14 protein-coding genes are annotated in these 15,632 nt (G+C 74.8%); 9 read left to right on the top strand and 5 right to left on the bottom strand.

Translation table 11 applies throughout. The features are described 5' to 3' along the window. Nucleotides 1-5: 5 nt before the first annotated feature. From IE219_RS21030 to IE219_RS21020, 3 genes are all read right to left on the bottom strand, one after another. On the bottom strand, nucleotides 6-2,063 hold the full coding sequence (locus tag IE219_RS21030) for a lipopolysaccharide biosynthesis protein (protein ID WP_229849905.1): 2,058 nt from the start codon (nucleotides 2,061-2,063) through the stop codon (nucleotides 6-8). Further along, nucleotides 2,060-3,253: a DegT/DnrJ/EryC1/StrS family aminotransferase gene (locus IE219_RS21025; protein WP_189979738.1), complete on the bottom strand. Its 1,194-nt coding sequence runs from the start codon at nucleotides 3,251-3,253 to the stop codon at nucleotides 2,060-2,062. Before IE219_RS21025 ends, IE219_RS21030 begins: the two co-directional genes overlap by 4 nt. A 173-nt stretch (nucleotides 3,254-3,426) precedes the next feature. After that, nucleotides 3,427-4,320 (bottom strand): RNA polymerase sigma factor SigF, encoded by an 894-nt coding sequence (locus tag IE219_RS21020; RefSeq protein WP_189979736.1) that lies wholly within the window; start codon nucleotides 4,318-4,320, stop codon nucleotides 3,427-3,429. A 202-nt stretch (nucleotides 4,321-4,522) separates the two neighbouring features. Here IE219_RS21020 and IE219_RS21015 point away from each other — a divergent pair, with 202 nt between their 5' ends. The 6 genes from IE219_RS21015 (at nucleotide 4,523) to IE219_RS20990 (ending at nucleotide 9,539) form a co-directional block, all read left to right on the top strand. Beyond that, entirely contained in the window at nucleotides 4,523-4,900 is a 378-nt protein-coding gene (locus IE219_RS21015; protein ID WP_189979734.1) for an STAS domain-containing protein, read from the top strand. Between the two features lie 79 nt (nucleotides 4,901-4,979). Then, nucleotides 4,980-5,399: an ATP-binding protein gene (locus IE219_RS21010; RefSeq protein ID WP_189979732.1), complete on the top strand. Its 420-nt coding sequence runs from the start codon at nucleotides 4,980-4,982 to the stop codon at nucleotides 5,397-5,399. Between the two features lie 243 nt (nucleotides 5,400-5,642). Next, nucleotides 5,643-6,335 (top strand): LPXTG cell wall anchor domain-containing protein, encoded by a 693-nt coding sequence (locus tag IE219_RS21005; RefSeq protein ID WP_189979730.1) that lies wholly within the window; start codon nucleotides 5,643-5,645, stop codon nucleotides 6,333-6,335. After that, entirely contained in the window at nucleotides 6,332-7,180 is an 849-nt protein-coding gene (locus IE219_RS21000; RefSeq protein ID WP_189979729.1) for a COG1470 family protein, read from the top strand. Before IE219_RS21005 ends, IE219_RS21000 begins: the two co-directional genes overlap by 4 nt. Continuing rightward, the gene (locus IE219_RS20995; RefSeq protein WP_229849904.1) at nucleotides 7,177-8,229 is read left to right on the top strand and encodes a hypothetical protein; all 1,053 of its coding nucleotides are present in this window, start codon (nucleotides 7,177-7,179) and stop codon (nucleotides 8,227-8,229) included. The genes IE219_RS21000 and IE219_RS20995 overlap by 4 nt, the downstream gene beginning before the upstream one ends. Before the next feature lie 14 nt (nucleotides 8,230-8,243). Further along, nucleotides 8,244-9,539: a hypothetical protein gene (locus tag IE219_RS20990; RefSeq protein WP_189980033.1), complete on the top strand. Its 1,296-nt coding sequence runs from the start codon at nucleotides 8,244-8,246 to the stop codon at nucleotides 9,537-9,539. A gap of 76 nt (nucleotides 9,540-9,615) precedes the next feature. Here IE219_RS20990 and IE219_RS20985 read toward each other — a convergent pair whose 3' ends face one another. Beyond that, a complete protein-coding gene (locus IE219_RS20985) occupies nucleotides 9,616-11,121 on the bottom strand; it encodes a peptide MFS transporter (protein WP_189979727.1) in 1,506 nt (501 codons plus the stop codon). Nucleotides 11,122-11,550: 429 nt separating this feature from the next. Here IE219_RS20985 and IE219_RS20980 point away from each other — a divergent pair, with 429 nt between their 5' ends. Next, nucleotides 11,551-12,228, top strand: coding sequence for a response regulator transcription factor (locus IE219_RS20980; RefSeq protein ID WP_189979726.1), 678 nt, complete (start codon nucleotides 11,551-11,553; stop codon nucleotides 12,226-12,228). A 173-nt stretch (nucleotides 12,229-12,401) separates the two neighbouring features. Then, entirely contained in the window at nucleotides 12,402-13,673 is a 1,272-nt protein-coding gene (locus IE219_RS20975) for a sensor histidine kinase (RefSeq protein ID WP_189979725.1), read from the top strand. Nucleotides 13,674-13,758: 85 nt separating this feature from the next. Here IE219_RS20975 and IE219_RS20970 read toward each other — a convergent pair whose 3' ends face one another. Beyond that, nucleotides 13,759-14,286: a GtrA family protein gene (locus IE219_RS20970; protein ID WP_189979724.1), complete on the bottom strand. Its 528-nt coding sequence runs from the start codon at nucleotides 14,284-14,286 to the stop codon at nucleotides 13,759-13,761. Nucleotides 14,287-14,425: 139 nt separating this feature from the next. On the opposite strand from IE219_RS20970, the gene IE219_RS20965 reads away from it, so the two are divergent. Continuing rightward, entirely contained in the window at nucleotides 14,426-15,619 is a 1,194-nt protein-coding gene (locus IE219_RS20965) for a 5-(carboxyamino)imidazole ribonucleotide synthase (RefSeq protein ID WP_189979723.1), read from the top strand. The last annotated feature ends 13 nt before the right edge of the window (nucleotides 15,620-15,632 follow it).

Below are 15,632 nucleotides of genomic sequence, written 5' to 3'. Positions count from 1 at the left end.
CGGGCTCAGCCGCGCCGCCCGGCCCGCAGCCCGCGCACCGCGTACCCGGCCATCGCCGCCCCGGCCAGCCCGAGCACCAGCGGGAACGGGGCGGCCGCGAACAGGTGCTGGCCCGCCCACCCGGCCCACACCAGCACCCACACCGCCCCCGCCGCGACCCGCCGCCCCGCCCCGCACAGCCGCAGCAGCACCCCGGCGAGCACCAGGCAGAGCGCCTGCGTGAGCACCGGCGCCACCTGGGCGGCCGTCCCCGCGCCCAGCGGCCCGGCACCCGGCCCGGCGGCGGCCGGCGGCACCAGCCCGAGCAGCGGCGGCGCGGTGTGCAGGGCGAGGAAGGTGACGAGCGGCACGGCGACCGCGAAGCCGGCGCGGAAGGCGCGGGTGCCGACCGCCGCGCCCTGGAGCAGCACCAGCAGCACTCCGGCGGCCAGCGTCGGCGCGGGCAGCGAGACGAGCAGCCCGGGGCCGGAGACCCGGTCCGCGCCGAGCGGCCCGGCGGCGGCCAGCGGCGGCCAGAACGCCGCCGCCGCCACCGCGAGCAGCCCCCACAGCACCGGCCCCGCCCGGTCCTTCCCGGCTGTCGGCGGTGGTGGTGGCGGTGCGGGCCGGGCGGGGCCGGTGCCGGGCGGGCGCGGGCCGGGGACGTACACGGGGATGCCCAGGGCGGGGGTGACGGTGTCGGCGGCGGCGCCGGCGCGCAGGGAGGCGGACCGGCGGGCCCAGGTGGTGCCGTAGCCGTCGTCCGGGGCGGCCGGGGCGCGGCCCCTGAGGACGGCCCGCAGCCCCGGCACGCAGGCCAGCGCGACCAGGGTCATGCCGCCGAGCACCGCCATCCCGGCGCCGCCGATGCCGTACGGCCCGATCAGCACGGCCGCGCCGCCGAGGACCAGGACGCACATGCCGCCCTGGACGGCGGCGAGCATCCCGGTCCTGCCCTGGACGCGGAGCACGCCGATGTACAGCTCCACGGCGACCCGGGGCAGCGCGGCGGCGGCCAGCAGCCGCAGCACCAGGGAGCCGTTCTCGGCGTAGCCCCGGCCGAAGGGGGCGAGGATCAGCGGGGCGAGGACGACGAGGACGAGGACGACGGGGACGAGGAGCAGCGCCATCCGGCGCAGGGCGCCCCGGACGCCGTCGGCGAGCGAGTCGGGGCTGTGCGAGGCGTGCGCGGTGAGCGAGGAGGCCATGTTGATGGCCATGAACTCCATGGTGCCGCCGACGGTGTACGCCGTGTAGAAGAAGGCGTTGTGCGCGGAGTCGAAGCGGACCGCGACCATGACCGGCAGCAGGCTGATCATGAGGAGGCTGAAGAAGGCGCCGACGGAGTCCCCGGCGACGAAGCGGCCGATCTCGCGCAGGGTGGGCGGCTCGCGGTCCCGGTCGGCGCGGGCCTGCCGGGGGATGAGCCGGCGGAAGACCAGCCAGCCGAGCGGGAGGGTGGACAGGGCGATCGCCGCCGACCAGGAGACGAAGACGCCGAGGACCGGCAGGGCGGTGGCGAGGACGACGAGCAGGGCCAGCTTCCCGGCGGAGAAGACGGCGTTGCCGACGGGCACCCAGACGGCCTCGCGCAGGCCGGTGAGGACGCCGTCCTGGAGGGTGAGCAGGGCCCAGCCGACGGCGGAGAGGGTGAAGAAGATCCCGGCGGAGACGGTGCCGAGGGGGGCGTACGAGGGTCCCCACCAGTCCAGGGTGAGCAGGAAGACCCCGGAGGCGGCGGCCACCACCAGGGTGCTGAAGAGGTAGAGGCGCAGCACGAGGGGGCCGGTGGCGCGGCCGGCCCGGGGCACGTAGCGGACGACGGCGCCGGAGAGGGTGGTGGCGGTGAGGGAGGCGAGCATCCGCTGGGCGGCGATGGCAGCGGAGCCCTGGCCGACGGCGTCCTCGCTGTAGTAGCGGGCGGCGACGAGCCAGAAGCCGAGGCCGAGGGCGGCGGAGACGCCGGTGGAGAGCATCAGGGCGTAGGCGTTGCGGAAGAGGGAGTCCTCGCCGTCGCCGCCGGTCCCGGGCGCTTCGGCGCCGGTGGCGGGCGGGGCGGCCGGGGAGCTCGGGGCCCTGCTCACCGGGTGCCGCCGAGGGCGGGCGCGGACGCGGCGGGCCGGATGCCGGCGGCGCGCAGCGCGGCGAGGACCTCGGCGGCCCGGCGCGGGTCGGCGGGCAGGGCGTGCCGGGCGAACCAGGCGGCGGGCCCGGGGGCGGGGGAGGGGTCGGTGAAGGTCTCCCCGGCGTAGGCGTCGAGCGGCGGGTCGTAGAGGTAGCCGGCAGGGATCCGGCGGCGGGCGAGGGCGGCGACGGCGGCGTCCCGGTCCTCGACGAGCAGCGGGACGCGGAAGAGGGGCTGGACCGCGCCCCCGGCGGGCGGGCCGGCGTACTCGCTGGCGAGGAGGCGGGCGGTGCCGGCGCGGTGGGCGTCGAGGACGGCGTCGAGGGCGGCCAGCCGGCGGCGGACCCGGCCGAGGCGGGCGGCGCCGGGGCGGAGCCGGTAGTCGTGCAGGTCGACCCGGATCCAGGAGTGGAAGGGGTCGAGGGCGGGGGCGGCGCCGAGGGCCCGGGCCAGTTCGCCGGGGCGCAGCGGCATCCGGATGCCGGGCCGTTCGTGGCGGCCGAGGGCGCGCAGCGCGGCGTGGACGGCGGGGGTGACGCGCAGGGCGCGGGCGGCGGCCTCGGCGCGGGGCCGGGCCAGGTAGGCGAGTTCGCCGGTGAGCCGGGCGGGGCGGAGCAGCCGGTCGCGCTCGGCGGCGAGGCCGGTGCGCAGGGCGGGGTCGGCGACGGCGAGGAAGCCGCCGGTCTTGGCGCCGGTGTGCTTGGAGAGGCTGAAGACGGCGGCGTCGCCCCAGGCGCCGACGGGCCGGCCGCCGACGGTGCTGCCGATGGCGTGGGCGGCGTCCTCCAGGAGGGGGATGCCGAGGCGGTCGCAGCGGTCGCGGAGCGCGGGCGCGGGGTCGGGGTTGCCGTAGAGGTTGGTGGTGAGGACGGCGGAGAGGCCGGACCAGACGGCGTCGGGGACGGCGGCCGGGTCGAGGGAGCCGTCGCGCGGGTCGAGCGGCGCCTGGACGGGGCGGAGTCCGGCGGCGAGGACGACGAAGAAGATGACGTCGTCGTTGACGGGCGACATGAGGACCCGGCCGCCGGGCGGGCACCAGTGGCGCAGTGCGAGGTAGAGGCCGAGGCGGCAGGACGGCACGTAGAGGCACTCCCGGCCGCCGAGCCGGTCGCGCATCCGTTCTTCCAGTTCCGCGTAGGCGGCAGCCATGAGATTCCCCCCTGAATCCACGGGCCCGGTGCCCCTTCTGGTGGTCGCGCGGAAGGGCCCGCCCGGGTCGAAGACCGCGAACGGGCCCTTTCCACCGCCATTTTGGCGTCTCCGGCGGTGCGGTGGAGGTCATTCCTCCAGAGGGGCGGGACGGACTCCCGGACCGGCGGGGGTCATTCCTCCAGGGTCAGGCCGCGGCGCAGCCGGGCGAGGGTGCGGGAGAGCAGCCGGGAGACGTGCATCTGGGAGATGCCGAGCTCGGCGCCGATCTCGGACTGGGTGAGCCCGGTGACGAACCGGAGGGAGAGGATGAGCCGTTCGCGTTCGGGCAGCGAGGCGATCATCGGCTTGAGGGAGGCGATGTACTCGATGCCGGCCAGGCCGTGGTCCTCGTAGCCGAGGCGGTCGGCGAGGGCGGTCTCGTGCGGTCCGCCGTCGTCCTCCTCGGCCTGGGCGTCGAGCGAGGCCGCGGTGTAGGCGTTGCTGGCGGCCATGCCCTCGACGATCTCGTCCTCGGTGCGGCCGAGTTCGGCCGCGAGTTCGGCGACGGTGGGGGAGCGGTCGAGCCGCTGGGAGAGGGTGTCGCGGGCGCGCGCCAGGTCGAGGCGGAGCTCCTGGAGCCGGCGGGGCACGTGCACGGACCAGGAGGTGTCGCGGAAGAAGCGCTTGATCTCGCCGATGATGGTCGGCATCGCGAAGGTGGGGAACTCCACGCCGCGCGCGAGCTCGAAGCGGTCGATGGCCTTGATGAGGCCGATGGTGCCGACCTGGACGATGTCCTCCATGGGTTCGCTGCGGGTGCCGAAGCGGGCGGCGGCGAAGCGGACCAGGGCCAGGTTGAGCTCGACCAGGGTGTTGCGGACGTACGCGTACTCGTGGGTGCCCTCCTCCAGTGCGGCGAGGCGGGCGAAGAGGTCCTTCGACAGGGCGCGCGCGTCGGCGGGGGCGACCTTGTCGAGGGGGCCGTCCAGGGCCGGGACCGGGTCGGGCATGGGGTCGTCGAAGCGGGGAAGGGCTGGTGTCGACGGCGCGGTGGGGGTGCGCGGGGCGTCGAGCCGGGGTGACATGAGTCTCCTCCTCGGGCGGGTGTCCGGTGCGGTGTGCGGCGCCTCCAAAGCCGGCTGGATCGGGTGTTCCTTACTAGCCCTACCTGGTCGGCGGCGATCGTTGCAAGTGGCAATTATCCGGTATGGGTGGTTCTGTATGGGGCTTGTGTGCGCCGGAAGCGGCGTCGCCGGTAGGGTTCGACCGAGTCGAGCGAGGAGGGTCATGGACCGCGAGCACATCGGCAGCGCGCAGCCCGCGCGCCTGCGCGTCGGGACCTCGGACGCCGGGACCGGGGCGGTGCTCGTCGCCCCCGTCGGCGAACTCGACCACCACACCGCCGAGCTGCTGCGCGAGCCCCTCGACGCGGCCCTCGACGCCGGCCGCAGCCGGCTCGTCGTCGACTGCGCCGGACTCGGCTTCTGCGACTCCACCGGGCTCAACGTGCTCCTCGCCGCCCGGCTGCGGGCCGAGGCCGCCGGCGGCTCCGTCCACCTGGTGGCCATGCGGCCCGCCGTGGCCCGGGTCTTCCGGATCACCGGCGCGGAGGCCGTCTTCACCGTGCACGACACCCTCGCCACGGCCCTGCCGGGCTCCGGCTGACGCGCCCTCCCGCACCGCCCGCACCCGCCCCTCCCTTCCCCGCCCCTGCTGTCTCGTCGACCGGTGAGGTGAAACGCTGATGGACCTGGCTTCCGACGTCCGTACGCTCGCGCTCGGCGAGACCAGCGGCACCGTGCCCCTCGCCCGCGACTTCACCCGCACCGCCCTGACCGAGTGGGGCTGGCTGCCCGCCGCCACCGCCGACCGCCGGGCCGTCGCCGAGGACGTCCTCCTCGTCGTCTCCGAACTCGTCACCAACGCCTGCCTGCACGCCGAGGGGCCCGAGCGGCTCCGGGTGCTCCGGCTGCCCGGGACCGTCCGCCTGGAGGTCACCGACCGGGGCGCGGGCCAGCCCGCCCCGCGCACCCCGCACCGGGCCGGACGGCCGGGCGGGCACGGCATGTTCATCGTGCAGCGGCTCTGCCGCGACTGGGGCGTCGAGCGCGTCCCGGGCGCCCCCGGCAAGACGGTCTGGGCCGAACTCTCCGCTCCTGCCTGACCGTTCGCGGTCCCGCCCGGCCCGCTCCCGCGCTCGCCCGTACGACGCCCGCCCCCGCCCGGCCGTTCGCCGCCCCGGCCCCCGCCCCGCCCGGCCGTTCGCCCGCGCGGCGCCCCTCGCCGCCCGGTCCGCCGCCGCCCCCGCAGGACTTTCACCGTCGCCCTTCTTCCCTCCGCGGGACCCCGGGCGTACCTTGACGCCCAATCTGAAAGACCGTCAGTTCCGTGCGGTGAGGGGTCCAGGGTGTCCAAGAAGCCGAACCGGAGGAGGGCGGCCGCCGTGCTCGCGGCCGCCGTCGCGGTCTGGGGACCGGCCGGCCTGGCCGCCGCCCCGGCCGCCCGTGCCGAGGTCGTCGACGTGGCGTACCGCTGCAAGACCAAGATCGGCGACCGGAACGCCGTCTCGCCCGTGGACATCACGGCCGAGCGCCGGGGGAACGGCTACGCGATCACCATGACCTTCGACAAGGGCGTCTCCGACAGCCCCGTCGAACTCCCCAAGGGCGTCATGACCCCCCGCGCCGAACTCGTCCTCGGCGGCGCCGACAGCGGCACCGTCAAGGTCACCGGTACCCCCAACGCCGCCGCGATCCCCGCCATGACCCCCATCAGGATCGGCACCCTCACCGGCACCTACACGCCGAAGAAGGACGGCACGGTCACCTTCACCGCCGGCCTCCTCACCGTCCACGCCCTCGGCATGGACGCCGCCCTGTGCACCCCCGGCGACAAGCCCGCGCCCTCCCTCTCCCTGACCGTCACCGGCGTCTCGGCCGACCCGCCCGCCGCGCCCGGGGCCCTGCCCGGCGGCGAACTCCCCCGCACCGGCGGCACCTCCGCCACCACCGCCCTCGGCCTCCTCGGCGGCACCGTCCTCCTCGGCGGCGCGGGCGGCCTCCTCTGGCTCACCCGACGCCCCCGCCCGGCCCGCCGATGACCGCCCGCCGCCCCGCCCTCCTCGCCGCCGCCCTCGCCGCCCTCGCCCTCCCGGCACTGGCCCCGGCCCCCGCCCTCGCCGCCCCCGGCTGGACGGCCGCGCCCGCCGCCGGACGGCCGTACGCCTACCTCGAAGGGCCCGCCGGGAGCGTCCTGGAGGACGCGCTCTCCGTCACCAACCCCGGCCCCGGCCCGCTCACCGTCACCCTCACCGCCACCGGCCCCGCCGCCGTCTCCTTCGCCGCCCGCACCGTCACCGTGCCCGCCCGGACCCGCGCCGACGTGCCCTTCGCGGTCACCGTGGCCGCCGACACCCCGCCCGGCGACCACCGGGGCACGGTACGGGCGTCGGCCGCCGGCCGGCGGACCGAGGTCGCCCTGCGGCTCAAGGTCAGCGGCGCCCGCCTCGCCGCCCTCGCCGTCGAGGACGCCCGTGTCGACCGGGCCACCGGCACCCTCCACTACACCCTGGTCAACCGGGGCAGCACCGTCCTCGAAGCCCCCCGCCTCGCGGTCCGCGCCGACGGCCTCCTCGGCACCCTCCTCGACCGCCCCGCCCGCGCCCTGCCGCTCACCCTCCGCCCCGGCGAGCGCGCCGACCGCACCGAGCCCTGGCCCGACCCGCCCGCCCTCGACTCCGTCACGGTCCGGCTCACCGCCACCGTCCCCGGCGCCGCCCCGGCCACCGCCGCCACCGGCGCCGTCTTCGCCTCCGCGCCCGCCCTCGCCGGCGGCGGCGCGCTGCTCCTCGCGGCGGCCGCCGCCGGGGTGCGCGCGGCGCGCCGCCGGGACCCGGGCCGGCGCCGCGCCCGGATCCGGGTCCGTACGAAGGGAGCCCCCGCATGAGCACGGCCGCCCGTCCCCGTACGGCCCTGGGTCCTGTCCGGCGGATCTCCGCCGGACAGGGCCTCGCCGCCCTCCTCGCGGCGCTCGCCCTCGTCCTCCTGCCGGTGCTCCCGGCGGCGCCCGCCACGGCCGCCGCCGGTCCGGCCGTCGCCGTCTCGCGGGGCGAGGCGCCGAAGGGCGGCGAGATCACCGTCAGCGGCACCGGCTGGAAGGCCGGCGCGCTGCTGATGGTGCTGCTCTGCGGGCAGGGCACGCCCGAGAAGGGCGTCGTCGGCGGCACCAACTCCTGCGCCAACACCGACGGCCGGGCCGCCACCGTCGACCCGCGCGGCGCCTTCAGCGTCAAGCTGCCGGTCGCCGCCCCGCCCAAGCCCTGCCCCTGCGTCGTGCACGTCTCCGGCGTGACAGGACAGCAGGACGTCGTGGACGCCGCCCTCACGGTGACCGGGCACCCCACCGCCCCGCTCCCCGAAGGCGCCGGCACCGGCCGCCTCGCCCTCCTCGCCGCCGCCCGCCTCGAAGGCTCCGGCGGGCTCCTGACCTGGTTCGGCTCGCCGCCCTCGCGCACCCTCGTCCTCACCGTCGGCAACCTCGGCTCCGCCCCCGTCCGCGACCCCGTCTTCCTGGTCGGCACCGCCGAGGGCGTGCTCGCCGCCACCGACGAGGAGCGCCGGTGGCGCGGCACCGTCCAGCCGGGGCAGAAGGCGCGGATCGAGCTGCCCGTCGAGCTCTCCGCCGGTGCCCACGGCGCCTACCGGGTCACCGTCTCGCACGACGGGAAGCTCCTGGCCGAACAGCCCTGGCGGGTCGGCCGGCCCTGGGGCGTGGTCCTCTTCTGGATCCTGCTCGCCGTGGTCGTGCCCGCCGCCCTCTTCCGGATCGGCATGGTCCTCGTCGACCGCGCCGGCGGCCGGAACCGAGACCCCGTCCCCGTACCCGCGCGAGCGGACGCGGACGGCCCCGGGACGGCCACGGCGGTCCTGCCGTGGTTCCTCCCCGACTCCGCACCGTTCGAGAACAGTCAGACGACGACGAAGGGACATTCGTGAGCACGCAACGGAGGATGAGCGCGGCCGGGATCGCGCTGATGCTCGGCGGCGCGGGGATCCTGCTTTCCGCCGGTCCCGCGCAGGCCGCCCAGATCTCGTTCCCGACGGAGTGCGTCCCGCCGTCGGTCTCCGGTCTGCCGCCGGTCCAGGGCACCACGACCGTCCTGGTCACCGCCCCCGCCACCGCCGAGGTCGGCGACACCGTCGAGGTCGTGTGGAAGACCGTGAAACCGGCCTCCAAGAACCCCGGCTTCATCGACCTCGGGGCGGACACCGTCCAGCCCAGCGGCACCGTCAAGGTCGGCGGCGCGCAGAGCGGGACCCTCGCCGTGCAGGGCCCCCGCAGCAATCCGCCGATCCCCAAGAACACCGACATGCGGCTGTCGGAGATGAAGGGCTCCCTCAAGCTGACCCGGGCCGGCGACGTCACGCTGACGCCCGACGCGTACAAGATCAACGTGTCGAAGCCGATCTCCACCGACACCAAGTGCACCCCCAAGGGGGCGGTCCCGGTCGGCGCCACCATCAAGGTGAGCGCGGCCGGAGGCTCCGGCGGCGGCTCGGACGGCGGCGGCTCCACGGCCTCCGGCGGCTCCGCGAGCGGCGGTTCCACGAGCGGCGGCTCCGGCGGGCAGACCGACTTCCCGGGCAAGGAGGTCGCGGTGGCCTTCGCCTGCACCTCGCCGGGACCGGAGGCCATCCAGTCCAAGGTGATCATCAACGCGAAGAAGAACGGCGGCGCGTACGACCTCACGGTCAAGACGGCCAAGGGCGTCATGCCGAGCCCGGCACCGCTGCCCGCGAAGGCCCTCACGCCCAGCATGGACATCACGATCGGCGGCGGCGACAGCGGCACCGTCAAGGTCACCGGCGCCCCCAACCCCACCGCGCTCAAGATGAACGACCCGGTGAGCCTCACCGACATGAAGGGCACCTACCGGCCCGGCGCCACCGGCAGGGCCACCCTCTCGCCGGGCACCCTCACCATCACCGTCACCCTCGCCCCGGGCGCCGACCCCATCAAGATCCCCTGCACGGTGAAGGGCGCGGCCACCGCCTCCCTCACCCTCGACACCACCGCCCAGTCCGGCGGCGCCTCCGGCTCCGGCGACGGCGGCGCGACCGGCCCCTCCGGTTCCGGTTCGGGCTCCGGCTCGGGTTCCGGCGGCGGGGGCGACCTCGCCCAGACCGGCGCCGAGGACGACGGCACCCTGCGCGCCCTCGGCCTGGTCGCGGGCACCGCGATCCTCCTCGGCGGCGCGGTCTTCACCTTCACCCCGTGGCGCCGCCTGGCCCGCCGCACCCGCTGACCCCCCGTGAAGAGAACGGGACGGCCCGGCACCTGGAGCAGGTGCCGGGCCGTCCCGGTGCGCGTGGGGGCGCGGGTCAGTGCACGCCGCCCATGAGGGCCTGCACCTTCTTGCGGTACATGTAGACCGCGAGACCGGCCACGACGGCCAGGCTCGCCTCCATGGCGATGATCCCGGTGCCGTTCAGGTCCACACCGGCCAGCGAGAGCAGGCCGGTGGTGCAGTCGCCGGCGGTGACGGCGAGGAACCAGACGCCCATCATCTGGGAGGCGTACTTCTGCGGCGCCATCTTCGTGGTGACCGAGAGGCCCACGGGGGAGAGGCACAGCTCGCCGATGGTCTGGATCATGTAGATCGAGACCAGCCACATCGGGGAGACCTTGGTGCCGTCGCCCGCCATGTTCATCGGGACGACGAAGACGAAGAAGGAGGCGCCGACCAGGACCAGGCCCATCGCGAACTTCACGATGGTGTTCGGCTCCTGGTTCTTGCGCGCCAGCCACAGCCACAGCCAGGCGAAGACCGGGGCCAGCGCCATCACGAAGAGCGGGTTGAGGGACTGGTACCAGGTGGCCGGGAAGCCGAAGCCGAAGACGGTGTCGGCGGTCTTGCCGTCGGCGAACAGCGACAGCGTCGAACCGCCCTGGTCGTAGATCATCCAGAAGACGGCGGCGGCGACGAAGAACCAGATGTAGCCGGTCATCTTCGACTGCTCGGTCTTCGACAGGTCCTTGTCGCGCTTGATGCGGACCAGGACGGCGACCGGGATGATCAGACCGGCCAGGGTGATCGGGACGATCGCCCAGTTCAGGGTGTACATGCCCAGGGCGACGACGACGCCGTAGAAGACGGCGGCGACGACCAGCACGACCGCGACCTTGACCAGCACGGTCTTGCGCTCGGCCGGGGAGAGCGGGTTCGGGACGACGTTGCTCTTGGCGCTCAGGTGCTTGGTGCCGAGCAGGAACTGGACCAGGCCCACGCCCATGCCGACCGCGGCGAGCGCGAAGCCCAGGTGCCAGTTGACCTTCTCGCCGACGGTGCCGACGACGAACGGCGCGACGAAGGCACCCAGGTTGATGCCGATGTAGAAGAGGGTGAAGCCGCCGTCGCGGCGCGGGTCGTCCGGGCCGTCGTAGAGGTGGCCGACCATCGTCGAGATGTTGGCCTTCAGCAGACCGGAACCGGCCGCGACCAGCGCCAGGCCGACGAAGAACATCGCCTGGCCCGGCAGCGCCAGCGACAGGTGACCGGCCATGATCACGAAACCGGCGATCGCGACGGTCTTGCGCGCGCCCCAGACGCGGTCGCCGAACCAGCCGCCCGGCATGGCCATCAGGTAGACCATCGACACGTACACGGAGTAGATGGCCGTGGCCGTCGCGGCCGTCATGGCCAGTCCGCCACCCTGGCTGCCCGTGGCCGCGTCGGCGCCGCCGGAGACCAGGTACAGGACGAGAAGCGCCCGCATGCCGTAGTAGGAGAAGCGCTCCCACATCTCGGTCATGAAGAGGGTGGCGAGGCCGCGGGGATGCCCGAAGAAGGTCTTCTCCGAACCCGCGGGAACGGTCGTTGCCGCCATGTCGATCCTTGCTCTGTCGGGACGCGACGCCTCGTGAGCGTGATGCGCCCGGTGGGGGGTGGCCGGCACCGGCCGGAGCGCTCGCACCCCGTCCGGGATCCACGCCCCGCCGCGCGATGTCCGCGCCGCGGGACCCGGCCCACAGGTCATTCGTCGTGCCGGGCCGGCGGTGCCAACCTCCCGCAGAAAAGAGGACCTTGACTGACGAAGCAGTTCAAAGGTCCCCGTTTACCGCTACAGACGTCTCGCCACCATACGCCACGACACTGTCGGATATGGAAGGACTTGAGAGATGGATCACAGGTGAACGAGGAACCAACGACGATCTTTCGAAGGCGGGAACGAGAGTACGCGCCCTGCTTCGGAGGCGCCTCCGGGCGCCTGGTGATCCCGCCCCGGCCCGGCACCCGGCCGGACTACCATCACCCCATGACCCGTGTACTGCTCGCCGAGGACGACGCATCCATCTCGGAACCGCTGGCCCGCGCCCTGCGGAGAGAGGGGTACGAGGTCGAGGTCCGCGAGGACGGGCCGACCGCGCTCGACACCGGCCTCCAGGGCGGCGTCGACCTGGTCGTCCTGGACCTGGGCCTGCCCGGCATGGACGGCCTGGAGGTCGCCCGCAGGCTGCGCGCCGAGGGCCACGCGGTGCCGATCCTGGTCCTCACCGCCCGCGCCGACGAGGTGGACACCGTCGTCGGGCTCGACGCCGGCGCCGACGACTACGTCACCAAGCCCTTCCGCCTCGCCGAACTGCTGGCCCGGGTCCGGGCCCTGCTCCGGCGCGGCGCCACCGAGCCCGCCCCCGCCCCCGCCACCCACGGCGTCCGCATCGACGTCGAGTCGCACCGGGCGTGGATGGGCGAGGAGGAGCTCCAGCTCACCGCGAAGGAGTTCGACCTGCTGCGGGTCCTGGTCCGGGACGCGGGCCGGGTCGTCACCCGCGACCAGCTGATGCGGGAGGTCTGGGACACCACCTGGTGGTCCTCCACCAAGACCCTCGACATGCACATCTCGTGGCTCCGCAAGAAGCTCGGCGACGACGCGGCCAACCCCCGCTACATCGCCACCGTCCGCGGCGTCGGCTTCCGCTTCGAGAAGAGCTGACGGAGAAGGGGCCCGGAGGAAGGCCTCCGTTCCGCGCGGCCCCCGCGTGACCCCCGCCCCCTGCGGCGCGGGGCGCCCGGCGCGGGGCGGCCGGGCTCCGGTGCACCCCCGGCGCGCCCCCGGCCCGGGACGTAGGCTCGGTGGGAGTCTCCCGTACCCCGCCCGGAGGGCCAGTGCGCCGCCGCCTCATCACGTCCACGCTCGCCGTGGTGCTCGTCGTCATCGCCGTCTTCGGCGTCTCCCTCGTCCTGGTGGAGACCCGCACGATCACCAGCAGCGCCCAGGAGAGCGTCGACGCCGAGGCGCTGCGGATCGTGTCCATCGTGGACAGCCGGCTCATCGGCGGCGAGCCGGTCACCCCGGACATCCTCATCGAACAGAGCGGCGCCAAGCGGTACGCCCTGGTCACCATGCCCGGCCGGCCGCCCATCGAGATAGGCGTCCGGCCCACCGACAGCGTCATCCGCGGCTACGCGGAGGGCGAGCGCGGCGAGACCGTGATCGTCGAGGAGTCCCGGTCCGCCGTCACCGCCGAGGTCGGCAGCACCGCCCTGATCATCGGCGGCGTCGCGGTCCTCGCGATCCTCTCCGCCGTCCTCCTCGCCGTCCGCCAGGCCAACCGGCTCGCCTCCCCGCTCACCGACCTCGCCGAGACCGCCGAGCGGCTCGGCTCCGGCGACCCCCGCCCCCGGCACAAGCGGTACGGGGTCCCCGAGCTGGACCGGGTCGCGGACGTGCTGGACGCCTCCGCCGAGCGGATCGCCCGGATGCTCACGGCCGAGCGGCGGCTCGCCGCCGACGCCTCCCACCAGCTCCGCACCCCGCTCACCGCGCTCTCCATGCGACTGGAGGAGGTGGCGCTCGCCGACGACCTGGACACGGTCAAGGAGGAGGCGACGATCGCGCTCACCCAGGTCGAGCGGCTCACCGACGTGGTCGAGCGGCTCCTCACCAATTCCCGCGACCCCCGCACCGGCTCCGCCGTCACCTTCGACCTCGACGAGGTCGTCAAGCAGCAGATCGAGGAGTGGCGGCCCGCCTACCGCAGCGCCGGCCGGGCCGTCGTCCGCTCCGGCAAGCAGGGCATGCGGGCGGTCGGCACCCCCGGCGCGGTCGCCCAGGTCCTCGCCGCGCTCATCGAGAACTCGCTCATGCACGGCGGCGGCACCGTCGCCCTGCGCACCCGCGTCACCGGCAACCAGTCCGTGATCGAGGTCACCGACGAGGGCCCCGGCGTCCCCGCCGACCTCGGCGCGCGGATCTTCGAGCGGGCGGTCAGCGGCCGCAGCTCCACCGGCATCGGCCTCGCCGTCGCCCGCGACCTCGCGGAGGCCGACGGCGGGCGCCTGGAACTGCTCAAGGAGCACCCGCCGGTCTTCGCGCTCTTCCTGGGCCGCGAGGCCCCCGCCCCCGCCCGGGAGCCCCGGGAGAGCCCGGTCCGCTGAGCGGACCCCGGGCCGTCGGAGCCGTACGGGCCGGAGCCGTGGCCATCAGAGCCGTACCGCCGGCCGGGAACGCGCGTACCGGCGACTACACGTGGTCGGGCTGGCGGCGGCGGGACTGCCGGGGCGGCGCCGGCTCCGTCCGCTCCAGGAAGGACTCCGCGGTCTGCACCGCCTCCTTCGCGGGCAGCGCCCGGAAGACCCAGGTGCGGTACGACCAGAAGCGGAAGAGGGTGCCCAGACCGATGCCGAAGAACTTGAAGAAGTTGCTGGCCAGCGGCCCGTCCCAGCCGAGCCCGTACGTCGCCGCGTACAGCACGCCGTTCTCGATGACCATGCCGACCAGGCTGAACAGCAGGAAGAGGGACATCTCCTTGGTACGGCCCGACTGCTCGCGGTCGCGGTACGTGAAGTAGCGGAACCCCAGGTAGTTGAAGGCGATCGCGACGGCCGTCGCGATCATGCTCGCCCGGACCATCGGCAGCTCGGTGGTCTGCCGGACCAGGTTGAAGACCAGCAGGTTGACCAGCACGCCCAGGCCGCCGACCACGCCGAACTTGGCGACCTCGCGGCCGAGGAGGACGAGGCGCGTGCGCAGCGCGCCGGGTTCGCTCATGGGGGGCCGGTCCGTCCGTCGGGTGACGCCCGGGTGGCGTCAACCCACTCATGCTAACCAGCACCCCCCGTCACCCGCCCGGGTAGTCCGCAAACCGCCGGGAAACCCCGGAAGAACCCCCCGGACGCCGTCGTGCCTTGTGCCAAGCCACAGCCGGACGGGTGTCCGCAGGTGGTGCGGATACCCTAAGAGGGTGACGTTCCCGGTAGTAGGCATGGTCGGCGGCGGGCAGCTCGCCCGCATGACCCACGAGGCGGGCATCCCCCTCGGCATCAAGTTCAAGCTCCTCAGCGACACCCCCCAGGACTCGGCGGCCCAGGTGGCCGGGGAGGTCGTCATCGGCGACTACCGGGACCTGGACACGCTCCGTGAGTTCGCGCGCGGCTGCGACGTGATCACCTTCGATCACGAGCACGTCCCCACCGAGCACCTGCGGGCCCTGGAGGCCGACGGCATTCCCGTCCGCCCCGGCCCCGACGCGCTCGTGCACGCCCAGGACAAGGGCGTCATGCGGGCCCGGCTCGACACGATCGGCGCCCCGAGCCCCCGGCACCGCATCGTCGCGGACCCGGCGGACGCGGTCGCCTTCGCCGAGGAGGGCGACGGCTTCCCGATCATCCTCAAGACGGTGCGCGGCGGCTACGACGGCAAGGGCGTCTGGTTCGTCCGGACCGCCCGGGACGCCGAGGAGCCCTTCCGGGCCGGCGTGCCCGTCCTCGCCGAGGAGAAGGTCGACTTCGTCCGCGAGCTCGCGGCGAACATCGTCCGCTCCCCGCACGGCCAGGCCGTCGCCTACCCGGTCGTCGAGTCCCGCCAGGTCGACGGCGTCTGCGACACCGTGATCGCGCCCGCCCCCGACCTCGACGAGGAGCTGGCCGGGCAGGCCCAGGAGCTGGCCCTGCGCATCGCCAAGGAGCTCGGCGTCGTCGGCCACCTCGCCGTCGAACTGTTCCAGACCGCCGACGGCCGCATCCTCGTCAACGAACTGGCGATGCGCCCGCACAACTCCGGCCACTGGACCATGGACGGCGCGATCACCAGCCAGTTCGCCAACCACGTCCGGGCCGTCCTCGACCTGCCGCTCGGCGACCCCCGCCCGCGCGCCCCCTGGACCGTGATGTGCAACGTCCTCGGCGGCGACTTCCCCGACATGTACGGCGCGTACCTGCACTGCATGGCCCGGGACCCGCAGCTCAAGATCCACATGTACGGCAAGGACGTGAAGCCCGGGCGTAAGGTCGGCCACGTCAACACCTACGGCGACGACCTGGACGAGGTGCTGGAGCGCGCCCGCCACGCCGCCGACTACCTGCGAGGGACGATCGTTGAGTAACCCGGTCATCGGC

Origin of the sequence: Streptomyces termitum (assembly GCF_014650175.1) — a bacterium.
Classification (GTDB): domain Bacteria; phylum Actinomycetota; class Actinomycetes; order Streptomycetales; family Streptomycetaceae; genus Streptomyces; species Streptomyces termitum.
This window is presented reverse-complemented; position numbering and strand designations above follow the sequence as displayed.

What these genes read in the sequence shown, in the direction of transcription:
- IE219_RS21025 (WP_189979738.1), bottom strand. Translation starts at nt 3,253, where the DNA reads ATGGCTGCCGCCTACGCGGAACTGGAAGAACGGATGCGCGACCGGCTC.
- IE219_RS21020 (WP_189979736.1), bottom strand. Translation starts at nt 4,320, where the DNA reads ATGTCACCCCGGCTCGACGCCCCGCGCACCCCCACCGCGCCGTCGACA.
- IE219_RS21015 (WP_189979734.1), top strand. Translation starts at nt 4,523, where the DNA reads ATGGACCGCGAGCACATCGGCAGCGCGCAGCCCGCGCGCCTGCGCGTC.
- IE219_RS21010 (WP_189979732.1), top strand. Translation starts at nt 4,980, where the DNA reads ATGGACCTGGCTTCCGACGTCCGTACGCTCGCGCTCGGCGAGACCAGC.
- IE219_RS21000 (WP_189979729.1), top strand. Translation starts at nt 6,332, where the DNA reads ATGACCGCCCGCCGCCCCGCCCTCCTCGCCGCCGCCCTCGCCGCCCTC.
- IE219_RS20995 (WP_229849904.1), top strand. Translation starts at nt 7,177, where the DNA reads ATGAGCACGGCCGCCCGTCCCCGTACGGCCCTGGGTCCTGTCCGGCGG.
- IE219_RS20990 (WP_189980033.1), top strand. Translation starts at nt 8,244, where the DNA reads ATGAGCGCGGCCGGGATCGCGCTGATGCTCGGCGGCGCGGGGATCCTG.
- IE219_RS20985 (WP_189979727.1), bottom strand. Translation starts at nt 11,121, where the DNA reads ATGGCGGCAACGACCGTTCCCGCGGGTTCGGAGAAGACCTTCTTCGGG.
- IE219_RS20980 (WP_189979726.1), top strand. Translation starts at nt 11,551, where the DNA reads ATGACCCGTGTACTGCTCGCCGAGGACGACGCATCCATCTCGGAACCG.
- IE219_RS20970 (WP_189979724.1), bottom strand. Translation starts at nt 14,286, where the DNA reads ATGAGCGAACCCGGCGCGCTGCGCACGCGCCTCGTCCTCCTCGGCCGC.